Consider the following 12,064-nt stretch of genomic DNA (forward strand, 5'->3'; position numbering starts at 1 on the left):
GCGGTCGGTGCAGGATAGGCTGGGCAACTGCTGCCGGGTGGGCTCGCTCGTCCTTAGAAAACAGGCCGGTGTCCCCTCAGGGCCGGTCTGGTCCGAAGGCGAGGGAGCCTGCCCCGTGGCTCGACAGGTGACACCTCGAAAGGACCGACCCGGTGCGCGTACTGACCGTCATCCCCACCTACAACGAGCGCGAGTCGTTGCCCACCGTCATGGACCGGCTGCGCCAGGCGGTCCCGGAGGGGGACGTGCTCGTGGTGGACGACAACAGCCCGGACGGCACCGGCCGGCTCGCCGACGAGATGGCGGCCGCCGACGGCAACATCCACGTCCTGCACCGCACGAGCAAGGACGGACTCGGGGCCGCCTACATCGCCGGCTTCCGCTGGGGCCTGGCCCGGGACTACGACGTCCTGGTCGAGATGGACGCCGACTGCTCCCATCAGCCCGAGCAGCTCCCGCTGCTGCTCGACGCCGTGGAGCGCGGCGCCGACCTCGCCATCGGCTCCCGCTACGTGCCCGGTGGGCGCACCGTGAACTGGCCGCTGCAGCGCCGGCTCCTCTCCCGCGGCGGCAACCTCTACGCCCGCACGCTCCTGGGCTCCCGGATCCACGACATCACCGCCGGCTACCGTGCCTTCCGCCGCGGGACCCTCGAACGGATCGGCCTGGACAGCGTCGACTCGAAGGGCTACTGCTTCCAGATCGACCTCGGCTGGCGGACCGAGCGCGCCGGCCTGGAGGTCGCGGAGGTTCCCATCACGTTCGTGGAGCGCGTCGAGGGCGAGTCCAAGATGAGTCCGGACGTGACGCGGGAAGCCGTCGTCCGGGTGGCCCAGTGGGGTCTCACCGCCCGCGCCAGGACGCTGGCGGGCAAGCTCACCGGCCGCTGAGCCGGTCGCCGAACGCGCGGAGGGCCCCACCCGTTCGGGTGGGGCCCTCCGCGCGTACCGGAGCCGCCGGGATCAGATCGCGTGCTTGACCCGGTAGTACTCGATCCGCTGGGCGAGGATCTCCTCCAGCTCGTCCACGCTGCGCCGCTCCAGGAGCATGTCCCAGTGCGTGCGCTGGTGCTTCTCGTTGGGGTTCTCCGGCTTCTCGCCGTTGACGATGATCGCTTCCTTGCCGGTCTTCGAGACCCACACCGGCGGGATCTCGGCCTCCGCGGCGAACGTGACCGTCACCGTCTCGCCGTCCGCGGTGCGGTACTCGACGCGCTGGCGCGGCGCCGGCTCGACACCGGCCTCCGTCTCCATGGACTGGGAGCCCAGACGCATTCCCCTGAGGCTGCGGTCGCTCATTGTGGTGGTTCCTCCATAACTGACGGTGGCCACGGTCGTGACGCACACTGGGACTGATGGCGGGTCCGAGACGGACCCGGGGTCCTCTCGGTGCAACGCACGGTCCACCGGGGATGTTCCCGACGGCCCCGCACGGGCATCGCTGCGCGCACCCGCGCCGGGGGGCGGTGGGCCTCAGCGCCTGTCGGTCCCGTCCTGCGGCGGCATCGGGTCGGAGAGGTGCACGGGAGCCTCGGGGTCGATGCTCGAGGGGCGGGGGATCGTGAACTCGTCCGGGTCGACCGTGGTGCGCTCCAGGTTCGGGGTGAGGTCCTCCTCGGTCACCCGGACCTCCTCCGGGGTGACCAGCGGCTCGTCCTCCGGGCCGGAGGAGGCGGCGGACTCCTCGTCCGCCTCGTCGGCCCAGTTGCGGCCGGGTCCGTCGCCGTCCTCGTCGGGCCGGGAGAGGAACTCACCGACACCCCGCAGCGCGTCGCCGAGCTCCGCGGGGATCATCCAGACCTTGTTCGCGCTGCCCTCGGCGACCTTCGGGAGGGTCTGGATGTACTGGTAGGCCAGCAGCTTCTGCGTGGGCCGGGCGCGGTGGATCGAGTCGAAGACCTTGCGGATGGCCTGCGCCTCGCCGTCGGCCCGCAGGATCGCGGCCTTCGCCTCGCCCTCGGCGGAGAGGATCGCGGACTGGCGCTGGCCCTCGGCCATCAGGATCCGGGACTGCTTGTCGCCCTCGGCCGTCAGGATCACGGCCCGGCGCTCCCGCTCGGCGCGCATCTGCTTCTCCATCGAGTCCTGGATGGACGGCGGGGGAGTGATCTCCTTGATGTCCACCCGGGACACGCGGATGCCCCAGCGCCCCGTCGTGGAGTCCAGGACGCCGCGCAGCTCCGCGTTGATCTTGTCGCGGGAGGTGAGGGCCTCCTCGAGGTTGAGCCCGCCCACCACGTTGCGCAGCGTGGCCGAGGTCAGCTGGTCCGCGGCCTGGATGTAGTCGACGATCTCGTAGGTCGCGGCCCGCGGGTCCGTCACCTGGAAGTAGACGACGGTGTCGATGCCGACCACCAGGTTGTCCTCGGTGATCACTGACTGCGCCGGGAACGACTGCACCTGTTCGCGCAGGTCGATGAGGGGCAGCAATCGGTCGACGAAGGGGATGAGGAAGTGCAGCCCCGGGGTGAGGGTCGTCTGGTACTTGCCCAGGCGCTCCACGATGCCGGCCCGCGCCTGCGGGATGATCCGCACGGAGCGGACCAGGATGATGAAGACCAGGACGATCAGGACGGCGAGCAGGATGATGACGGCTAGGTCCACGGGTGCCTCTCTCGGTGGGTGCTGCGCGACGTCGGTGACGCCGGATCCGGCGGCGCGGCGCCTCCGGGGTGGTGGGTCAGAAGGACGGGCGCGGCTCGGGCCGGCCGTCCGCGGTCGGGGCGGGGTGCGGGGCCACCAGGGCGGTGGCGCCCTCGATCTCGTGGACGTAGACATCGGTGCCGACGGGCAGCTGCTCGCCGGTGACCGAGCGGGCGCTCCAGGTGTCGCCCTCCAGGCGCACCAGCCCGCTGCGGGCCGTGACGGGGTCGAGGACCTGGCAGGGCAGCCCGATGAGCCGTGCCGCGTTGGAGACGGTCCCGGGGGTGGACCGGTTGAGCCGGCGCAGGGCGAAGGGTCTGACCAGGAAGATGAGCAGCACCGAGGCGAGGGCGAACACCACCACCTGGATGACGAAGCTGTCCGTCACCCAGCTCAGGGCGAACGCCAGCAGGGCCGCCGCGGACATCATGAGGAACAGGAAGTCCAGGGTCAGCATCTCGATCGCGGCCAGCACGATCATCGCCAGCAACCAGAACAGCCAGGCGTTGTCCACGAGCCATTCCCACATGATCGATCCCGACCTCTCCAGCGCCTTCGCGGGGGGCGTGTTCGCCCTGGGTTCCATTGTGCCCCAGCCCACCGACGTCGTCCCGGAGCGGCGTGCCTGCCGAGGAGCGGCGGTGCCCGACGGGCGCGCCGCGGACGCACCCCCTCCGCGAACAGCGCGAGGGCCCCCGCACCACCGTGGTGCAGGGGCCCCCGTCGCCTGCTCGGTTCAGGCGCGGGCGGACCTGCGGCGGGCAAGCACCGCTCCGCCTGCCACCGCGGCCAGCGCGGCGGCACCGACGGCGATGGTGGCGGTGCCGTCCTGCTCGGCAGGGACGGCCACACCGGTGTCCGCCCCACCGACCGGCATGTGCTCGATCTGCGGGACCTCACCGATCGGGACGTCACCGACCGGAGGCAGGGGGACGTAGGCGTAGGCGGGGTTCTCGCAGGCGATCCCGTCGGAGTCGCTGTCGAGTTCGGCGGTGTAGCGCGGGTCCTCGACCGGGATGTTGTAGACGCCTGCGCCCGCGGCGGCCTCGCAGGTCTCGAACAGCGGGAACGACAGGGCAGAGGCAGGAGCAGCAGCCAGGGCGGAGAACCCCAGGCCGGCGATCAGGGTGGCGCCGGCAACGGTCTTGTTCATCTCGTGTCTCACTTTCGCGGTGGAAGTGTTGGCAATCACAAATTATCCGAAGTTCACTGTGTTCGCCGTCACAACTTCGACACAAAGCCGCTCTGACCTGCAGGCTGTGCGGAAGCAACCGAGGATGGGGGCGTGCGGGGACCCTCGGCGAGGTCTCCGTCCACCGTGGTGAGCGGGCCCCGGCCTGCCGCCCCGTGCCACGGGCAAGGCGCCGGGCGCGGACGGCACACCGACGACGGCCTGACCGGGGCGGCGGTCCGTGCCCACGGAATAGACACTGTTCTCCTGGTGTTCACCTCACTACGGTGGTGCCACCGGCCCTCGCGGGGCCGGCCCGGTGCCACCGTCCGACGATCCGCCCGGTGCACGGTCTCCGAGTGGCTATCCCCGGGCTGCGGCACGCGGGAGGAGGAGAACATGAAACTCATCACCTCGGTGGCGGTCTCCGCCGCAGGGGCCTGGCTGGCCGGCACGGCGACCGCCGTGGTCGGGCTCTCCGCGCTGCAGTCGCGGCTGCCCGCGATGATGACGCGGTGGCTGGCCGCCGAGCCCGACTTCGAGCGTGCCCTGGTCCTGGTGGGCACGGGGACGTGCGAGGCCGGGGACGACCGGGCCGAGCAGCTGCGCGCCCGGCTCGAGGCCTCCTGCGACCGGCCCGTGGTCTACGTCGACATCACCGTGCGGCCGGGCACGTCCGCACGCCAGACCGCCCGCACCCGCGAGCTGGTCCGGGAGTTCCACGCCGACTACGTCCTGGACCACGACGTCGAGGACGTGCTCGCGCGTCCCTGACGCCGTCGGTCACCCGCCGGTCGTCGTCACCGGCAGCGGCGCGGTCGCGTCGAGCATGTGGAAGGCGTCCGCGCTGAAGTCGATGACGACCTCGTCACCCGCGGCCGCGTCCGGGACCTCCGACAGGTCGAGGGTCACGACCGTGCCGTGGTCGAGCAGTACCGGGACCTCCCTGCCGCCGACGGTGTACGTCAGCTCACTCTCCCGGGACGGGATGTGGTTGATCAGGCCGACCTTCGTCGGTGACGCGGTCGGCTCGGTGCACTCGTAGTCGATGCACCACCCCTCCGGGAGCGTCTTGACCTGGCTCAGCTCCGTGGTCCAGGAGTAGACCCGGTCCTCCGGCGCGCTGCTGCCGAAGAACATGCCGCCGATCCGCAGCAGGTCGTAGTACAGCGGCTCGATGTCGTTGGTGAGCACGTCGCTGGCTCCGGCGTGGATCAGGGCGTCCTGCCCCAGCCCGGCGTCGCGGATCGAGGCCACGGCGCCGTCGAAGCGGTTCTTCTGGGCCACCGTGGTGTTCGCCGAGTCGTTGCGCTCGATGGCCGCCATGTCGTCCTCGGTGATCGTGGAGAAGTGCGTGGCGATGCCCGCGAGCTCCAGGTGCGGAGCGTCCTCGACGGCCCGAGCCAGGGGGAGCGCGTCCTCGGGCACCACGCCCTCGCGCCCCATGCCCGTGTCGATCCAGAGGTGGACCTTCAGCGTCCCGCCCGTGGTGGACAGCACCTGCTCCGCTGCCTCGACCCACGCGGGGTCCGTGGCGGCGACCTCGACGTCGTAGTGCATCAGCAGGGGGATGTCCTCCACCTGGGCGACGTAGAGCACGGCGATCTTCGACTCGACGCCAGCCTCGCGCAGGGCGATGGCGTCGTCGAGCTTCGGCACGAAGAGGTAGTCGACGTCGGCCGCGTCCTCGATGACCTTCCCGAACACGTCCACGGGCTCGCCGTTCTTGAGCACCGCGCCCAGCTGGACGTTCCGCGGGAAGTCGGCCCGGATCTCCTCCGCGTTGCGCCGCACGGTCTCCGTGTCCACCGTCAGGACGGGGATGTCCTGCGTGCCCGGCGTCGTGTAGGTGTAGGCGGTCTTCTCCCCGACCTCGCTCCCGCCGGAGGCGAAGGAGACCTCGACCGCGCCGGGGGTCTCCCGCGCGGGGGCCAGGCAGGCGTGACGGGCGGACCGGTCGTCGAACTCGCACTCGACCTCGGCCTCGCCGAAGCGCGCGGTGATCGGGCCCTCGGTGTCCTCACCGGTGTCCGCCAGGACGAGGTTCCCACCCCGCAGCCCACCGTGCGAGGGGGCGAGCGCGACCGAGCCGGAGCCGCTCGCCGGGGGCGCGTCCGGCGCGGAACCGCCGCCCTGACCGCAGCCCGCCAGGGCCAGCACGGACAGGACCAGCACGGATGTCACCAGGCGCCGTCCCCGACCGTCCGTCGCGCTCACACAGTTCTGCCTACCCACGGCGTTCCTCCCCTTGAACCTCTGTTTGCCGATGCACACCACCGGCCGACCACGGCGAGCGTACCGGCGACCGTCAGCCCGAGCCCGGTCGGCAGGCCCTTCTCCCCACAAGTGGCCACAAGACGGGCGGAGGACGGCGCAACATTCGGGAACGAACGCCCCGCCTCCCCGTGCTCGGGCGGGAGCGCGGACCCGGAGGACCGAGGGCCCTGGACGGCACCACCAGGTGCCGGCACGATCGCGCACGGGGCGGCGCGGCCGCCGCCACGGAGGGAGCGACGATGAGCACGGGCACGACGACCGGTGCGCCGCACCCCGCGGACCGCCACGGTCTGATCCGGGTGCAGGGCGCGCGCGAGAACAACCTCCGGGACCTCAGCGTCGAGATCCCCAAGCGCCGGCTGACGGTCTTCACCGGCGTCTCGGGCTCCGGCAAGACCTCGCTGGTCTTCGGGTCGATCGCCGCGGAGTCGCAGCGGCTGATCAACGAGACCTACAGCGCTTTCCTGCAGGGGTTCATGCCGACGCTGGGCCGGCCCGAGATCGAGGTCCTCGAGGGCCTGACGACGGCGATCGTCGTCGACCAGGAGCGCATGGGCGCCAACCCGCGCTCCACCGTGGGCACGGCCACCGACGCCGACGCCATGCTGCGGATCCTGTTCAGCAGGCTCGGCGAGCCCCACGTCGGCCCGCCCGACGCCTGCTCCTTCAACGTGCCCTCGGTGAAGGCCAGCGGGGCGGTCACCGTCGAGCGCGGCGCCAGCAGGACGAAGACCGAGAGGGCGGTGTTCCACCGTCTCGGGGGCATGTGCCCGCGCTGCGAGGGAATGGGCTCGGTCACCGGCATCGACCCGTCCGCCCTGTACGACGACCGCCTGTCGCTCAACGACGGTGCGCTCACGATCCCCGGCTACAGCGTGGACGGCTGGTACGGCCGCATCTTCCGGGGGTGTGGCTACTTCGACCCGGACAAGCCGATCCGGGAGTACACCCGCCAGGAACGGCGCGACCTGCTGCACCGGGAACCGACCAGGATCACGGTCGACGGGATCAACCTGACGTACGAGGGGCTGGTGCCCAGGATCCGGAAGTCGATGCTGTCCAAGGAGATCGACGCCCTCCAGCCGCACATCCGCGCCTTCGTGGAGCGGGAGGTGAGCTTCACGACCTGTCCCGAGTGCGACGGCACCCGGCTGGGCGAGCACGCCCGGGCGTCGAGGATCCGGGGGAAGAACATCGTCGAGGTCTGCTCGCTGCAGATCGACGACCCGGCGGCCTGGTCGGAGGGGCTCGACGAGCCGTCCGTGGGTTCCCTGCTGACGGGGCTGCAGCACCTGATCGACTCCTTCGTGGAGATCGGGCTGGGCTACCTCTCGCTCGACCGGCCGACCGGCACCCTGTCCGGGGGGGCGACGCCCAGCGCACCAGGATGATCCTCCACCTCGGGTCGTCGCTCACCGACGTCACCTACGTCTTCGACGAGCCGACGGCCGGACTGCATCCGCACGACATCGAGCGGATGAACGGACTCCTGCTGCAGCTGCGGGACAAGGGCAACACCGTGCTCGTCGTGGAGCACGAGCCGGAGACGATCGCGATCGCGGACCACGTCGTCGACCTCGGCCCCGGGGAGGCGGGAGGCACCGTCTGCTTCGAGGGCACGGCCGAGGGGCTGCGGACCAGCGGCACCGTCACCGGTCACCATCTCGACGACCGGGCCGTCCTCAAGGAGACGGTGCGCCTGCCCACCGGAAAGCTCGAGATCCGCGGCGCGGACACCCACAACCTGCACGAGGTCGACGTCGACGTTCCGCTCGGGGTGCTGGTCGCGGTCACCGGCGTCGCCGGCTCGGGCAAGAGCTCGCCGATCGCCGGCTCGGTGTGCGGGCGGGACGGGGTGGTCGCGGTCGACCAGGGGGCGATCCGTGGCTCGCGGCGCAGCAATCCGGCGACGTACACCGGCGCGCTCGACCCGATCCGGACAGCGTTCGCCAGGTCCAACGGAGTGAGACCGGGGTTGTTCAGCGCCAACTCCGCGGGCGCCTGCCCGGCCTGCAACGGCGCCGGCGTGGTCTACACCGATCTGGCGATGATGGCCGGGGTCGCCACCACCTGCGAGGCGTGCGGTGGCGCGCGGTTCCAGGCCTCGGTGCTCGGGTACGTCCTCGGCGGCCGCAACATCGCCGAGGTGCTGGCGATGTCGGTGGCGGAGGCCCAGGAGTTCTTCGGTGCCGGTGGTGCACGTGTGCCGGCCGCGCATGCGATCCCCGTCCGGCTGGCCGAGGTCGGGCTGGGCTATCTTCGCCTGGGGCAGCCGCTGACCACGCTGTCCGGGGGCGAGCGGCAGCGGCTGAAGCTGGCGACCCGCATGGGCGAGAAGGGCCGGGTCCACGTCCTGGACGAACCGACCAGCGGTCTGCACCTGGCGGATGTCGAGCAGCTGCTGGGTCTGCTGGACCGGCTGGTGGATGCGGGGACCTCCGTGGTGGTCGTCGAGCACCACCAGGCGGTCCTGGCGCACGCGGACTGGATCATCGTTCTGGGCCCGGGGGCCGGGTCGTGTTCGAGGGCACGCCGGCTGAGCTGGTGGCGGCCGGTTCGACGCTCACCGGTGTGCACCTGGCGGCCTACGTCGGGGCCTGAGCACCTTCTTCAGTTCCACGACCGGCCTGCCGCTGGATTCGAGCGGAGCACCGCCGACGCCGTCATCGCGGCCGCGATCGACGCCGACCTGCGCTCCACGCTCCACGCTCCACGGACCGCGGAAGCGACGTGCGGCGGTCCGGGAACCTCTCCGCCGGGGACGCACCACTGCCGCGGGACCCGTCGTGGAGAGTGCTGCGTCGTCGGGGGCTCCTCGAGGACTCGCCGATGGCGTCGAGCCGGCTGGCCCTGGCCGGCCAGGAGCTGGAAGTCGGGGAGATCTGGAAAACTGAGTGGTTCGGAGGGAGAGAAGGAGACTTTATGACGACCTCGAACCGCCCGCAGTCCTACCGGGTCAGTGAGCAGAAGATCCTCTGGGCGGACGCCACCACAGGCTATGGCGTCACATGGGACGGGCGCCGGGTGACGCCCGTGATCCGGGGCCGGCGGAAGAATCCGAACCTCACCGACCTCCTCGACACGGCTCATGCCGCCGGGGCGCAGCGCATCATGCTCACCGGAAGGCTGCCGGCCTCCGAGCCGGGCAAGCCGCACTGGCTGATGGCCGACACACCGGGGTGGCGGCACGGCACGCACTGGTTGGACACCCCGCCCACGGGCCGGTACTTCCACGAGGCCACCCAACCCGCCGAGGACCCGAAGGCGCGGCCCCTGGAGGTCGCCACCGCCGCGGCCTGGTTCGGTGGTGGACGCCTGGGGATCCACCAGGCCCGGGCCGCCTGGGATCTCGTGGCGGCGGCGCTGCGCCGATCCGAGCCCCAGCTCACCGCGCTGATGAAGTCCCCGGCCGCGACGGGACAGAACCTGTGGGCGCTGTCCATGCCGGCCAACCTGGATCCGGCTCCGGTGGACGACGACATCGCCGAGGAGATCCACCGCACCTCGGGTCAGCACCACGTCGAGCATCTGGTCGCAGGGCCTTCCTTCACCGAGCACCCGGACTGTGTGCCGCTGATCGACCCGAGCCAGGGCCGGGCGAGCATCGACGGCTTCGCCTACATCGACGGGCGGTTCATGTACGCGGGGTTGTGCAACGAGCTCGCCGTCGGGCCGGCCCGGCGACTGCGGGGCATCGATGCCCACTACCTGTTCGAAGAGACCCCTTTTGCCCCGGCCCGCTACCACATCGGGTTCACCGTCCCGGAGGGCTGGAACCACCTCGGGATCTGGGGCGCGAAGCTGCCGGGCAGCACCTCGGAGTGGTACTGGCCCAACCGCCCCGGGTCGACCGCTGAGACGTGGGTGGATGCCGCGGAGCTGCGGGTCGGGATGGCCCACGGCTGGAAGCCCGACACGTTCATCGAAGCCGTGCAGTTCACCGCGAAGAAGCCTGCGATGCGCGGGGACACCCGGCTGGTGGCGGCCCGCCCGCTGGACACCTTCGCCGAGCGGTTGGCCAACGCACGGGAGGCCGTGGAGATCGCCCAGGTCGAGGAGGCCGTCAAGGAGGCCGCGCGTACCGCGTTGCGTGCCGTCCTGCTGGAGACCATCGGTGCCTTCGCCTCCCGTGGGCGCCGTTCCACCGTCACCGTCACCTCGACCTTCGAGGTGCCCGAGCAGTACCAGAGCAGCATTCGCATGTGGGGCAACCGCATCACCTACCAGGCGGCCAGCCCGACCACGGAGCGGCAGAGGCAGTTCTACCATCCCGAGCTCGCTGCACAGGTCTGGGGGAGGGCCCGCGCCCGGGTGCTCGACGGCACGAAGGCCGCTCCCGCCGGGGCCCTGCACGTGGCGCCGCACCAGCTCATCGGCATCAACGGCGACGCCGTTTACACCGCCACCGTCCCCACCTGGGCCTTGCCCACCGCCCGTGGTGGATCCGACGACGGGAAGGTCGGGAAGCTGCGCCTGAAGGGGGCGCTCACCGGGCCGGTGCCGGTCCCGGTGACGCGGGCGCAGCGGGACGCGCTGATGCACCAGGCCGAGGCGGCCGGGCCCTCGGCCGCGTGGCAGGCCGGCGGTGAGGTGCACGCATGAGCCCTGAGCGCCGGAGCGCCGCTGAGCTCATCGCGGAGCTGAAGGAGAAGGCCGCGATGAGCAACCGCGAGATCGCCGAAGCCCTGGGACGCGATCCCTCACTGGTGTCCCAGATCGTGCGCGGGAAGAAGTCCGGAGCGCACTTCGTGCGCGCCCTGACGGAACTGGCCACCACTGGAACCATCACCCACCGCCCCGAGCGGCGCCGCACGAAGGCCGGCGCCCCGGCCAACGTCCGCGGCCGGACCGGGGAACCGGCCCACCAGCCGGCCGATGTCGAGCCCAACGCCCGGTATGCCGCGGTGCCCAAGCGCGGACGCTTCGTCCCGGAGAAGACCCACTACCTGCGCAGCGGCGGCCGCATCTATGCCACCCAGTTCCCCAAGACCAGGCGCGCGAAGGGCAACGAGGCCGGGTGGAAGCGCATCGAGAGGCAGATCCGCTCTGCTGCGCGACGCCGGTACGGGAGCAAGGAGCGCCCGCCGATGCGGGTGTCCTTCGACATCACCTTCTCCGACGGCCGGCAGATGCGCTTGGGGGAGAGGGGCGGCTACGACATCCAGAAGGTCGTGGCCGCCATCTCCCGGCACGGCGGCAGCATCGAGGGATGGATCAAGGAGCAGGGCGAGAACCGTTACCTCACCCTGGACGTCGACACCGTCGCGGTGACAGGCGTGCAGATGAGCGTCACCCCCTGGCAGGGCAGGCAGTGATGTGCAGTCCAGCCGGTGCCTCGTGGGGCTCCCTCAGGCGCCGGTGTGCCGGGTGTCGGTGGTGCTGGGTGGTTCGTGGTCGAGGTCGTCACCGTGGCGGCCCTCGTCGCGCAGGGCTCCGATGCGAGTTCCGTGAATGTGGATCGAGGGTCACCACATCACGGAACCGTCTCATGGGCTCTCAGCGGAACCCGACCCTGCCTGTCCACCGCACCTTCCCGCAGGACAGTTCAGCCTGCGCCGGGAATCTTGTTCTGCCTCAATACTCCGCGCGGTTCGCTGTCGGAGCACTCGACGTCATCGGATGCACTTGACGGCGTTGCAGGCGTTCACCCGGCCATGTGCCCAGGAGGTGCCGGTGCCGGTGATCTTGTCGGCCGTTGATTCGACCGTGGCGCGGACCGAGGTGTGTGTAGCACCGGGGTCGGAGCTCCAGGCCAGAGCGGCAACTGCCGCGATGATGGCCGAGGACACCGATGTGCCGTTGCCGACGTCGTAGCCCCAGGAGCGGCCGTTCTGCTCTCCCAGCACGAACGTGTGGTTCGGGAAGGTCGAGTAGACGTTGACCCCGGGCGCTGCGACGTCCACTACCTGCGTTCGGGTGTGGTTGGAAGCGCCCTCGGTGGCGTGACCGTTGGGGGCGGATGCTTTCCGGGGGG

10 protein-coding genes and 1 pseudogene are annotated in these 12,064 nt (G+C 71.1%); 5 read left to right on the forward strand and 6 right to left on the reverse strand.

Translation table 11 applies throughout. The annotated features are described in order from the left end of the window. Positions 1 to 152 precede the first annotated feature (152 nt). Positions 153 to 890, forward strand: a complete 738-nt coding sequence (locus RE027_RS13440) for a polyprenol monophosphomannose synthase (protein WP_368808782.1) — start codon at positions 153 to 155, stop codon at positions 888 to 890. A gap of 72 nt (positions 891 to 962) precedes the next feature. Here the strand turns inward: RE027_RS13440 and RE027_RS13445 are convergent, their stop codons facing one another. From RE027_RS13445 to RE027_RS13460, 4 genes are all read right to left on the reverse strand, one after another. Next, positions 963 to 1,298, reverse strand: coding sequence for an RNA polymerase-binding protein RbpA (locus RE027_RS13445; protein ID WP_368808783.1), 336 nt, complete (start codon positions 1,296 to 1,298; stop codon positions 963 to 965). A gap of 174 nt (positions 1,299 to 1,472) precedes the next feature. After that, positions 1,473 to 2,603, reverse strand: coding sequence for an SPFH domain-containing protein (locus RE027_RS13450; protein ID WP_368808784.1), 1,131 nt, complete (start codon positions 2,601 to 2,603; stop codon positions 1,473 to 1,475). Between the two features lie 76 nt (positions 2,604 to 2,679). Continuing rightward, positions 2,680 to 3,171: an NfeD family protein gene (locus RE027_RS13455; protein ID WP_368808785.1), complete on the reverse strand. Its 492-nt coding sequence runs from the start codon at positions 3,169 to 3,171 to the stop codon at positions 2,680 to 2,682. A gap of 207 nt (positions 3,172 to 3,378) precedes the next feature. Then, positions 3,379 to 3,795: an excalibur calcium-binding domain-containing protein gene (locus RE027_RS13460; RefSeq protein ID WP_368808786.1), complete on the reverse strand. Its 417-nt coding sequence runs from the start codon at positions 3,793 to 3,795 to the stop codon at positions 3,379 to 3,381. A 417-nt stretch (positions 3,796 to 4,212) separates the two neighbouring features. Here RE027_RS13460 and RE027_RS13465 point away from each other — a divergent pair, with 417 nt between their 5' ends. After that, entirely contained in the window at positions 4,213 to 4,587 is a 375-nt protein-coding gene (locus RE027_RS13465) for a hypothetical protein (protein WP_368808787.1), read from the forward strand. Positions 4,588 to 4,596: 9 nt separating this feature from the next. Here RE027_RS13465 and RE027_RS13470 read toward each other — a convergent pair whose 3' ends face one another. Then, positions 4,597 to 5,997 (reverse strand): alanine racemase, encoded by a 1,401-nt coding sequence (locus RE027_RS13470; RefSeq protein ID WP_368808788.1) that lies wholly within the window; start codon positions 5,995 to 5,997, stop codon positions 4,597 to 4,599. Positions 5,998 to 6,329: 332 nt separating this feature from the next. Between RE027_RS13470 and RE027_RS13475 the strand changes: the two are divergent. From RE027_RS13475 to RE027_RS13485, 3 genes and pseudogenes are all read left to right on the forward strand, one after another. After that, positions 6,330 to 8,691 (forward strand): annotated as a pseudogene (locus tag RE027_RS13475) (excinuclease ABC subunit UvrA). A 321-nt stretch (positions 8,692 to 9,012) separates the two neighbouring features. Continuing rightward, a complete protein-coding gene (locus RE027_RS13480; RefSeq protein WP_368808789.1) occupies positions 9,013 to 10,692 on the forward strand; it encodes a hypothetical protein in 1,680 nt (559 codons plus the stop codon). Continuing rightward, on the forward strand, positions 10,689 to 11,405 hold the full coding sequence (locus RE027_RS13485) for a hypothetical protein (RefSeq protein ID WP_368808790.1): 717 nt from the start codon (positions 10,689 to 10,691) through the stop codon (positions 11,403 to 11,405). Before RE027_RS13480 ends, RE027_RS13485 begins: the two co-directional genes overlap by 4 nt. A gap of 297 nt (positions 11,406 to 11,702) precedes the next feature. Here the strand turns inward: RE027_RS13485 and RE027_RS13490 are convergent. Beyond that, positions 11,703 to 12,064 (reverse strand): S8 family serine peptidase (locus RE027_RS13490; RefSeq protein ID WP_368808791.1); only part of this gene is annotated, 362 nt, incomplete at its 5' end.

The organism is Kocuria sabuli (assembly GCF_040981185.1).
Lineage (GTDB): Bacteria > Actinomycetota > Actinomycetes > Actinomycetales > Micrococcaceae > Kocuria > Kocuria sabuli.

Bases quoted from the DNA above. Each gene is read 5' to 3' on its own strand.
- RE027_RS13460 (WP_368808786.1), bottom strand. From the start codon at position 3,795: ATGAACAAGACCGTTGCCGGCGCCACCCTGATCGCCGGCCTGGGGTTC.
- RE027_RS13465 (WP_368808787.1), top strand. From the start codon at position 4,213: ATGAAACTCATCACCTCGGTGGCGGTCTCCGCCGCAGGGGCCTGGCTG.
- RE027_RS13455 (WP_368808785.1), bottom strand. From the start codon at position 3,171: ATGTGGGAATGGCTCGTGGACAACGCCTGGCTGTTCTGGTTGCTGGCG.
- RE027_RS13485 (WP_368808790.1), top strand. From the start codon at position 10,689: ATGAGCCCTGAGCGCCGGAGCGCCGCTGAGCTCATCGCGGAGCTGAAG.
- RE027_RS13480 (WP_368808789.1), top strand. From the start codon at position 9,013: ATGACGACCTCGAACCGCCCGCAGTCCTACCGGGTCAGTGAGCAGAAG.
- RE027_RS13445 (WP_368808783.1), bottom strand. From the start codon at position 1,298: ATGAGCGACCGCAGCCTCAGGGGAATGCGTCTGGGCTCCCAGTCCATG.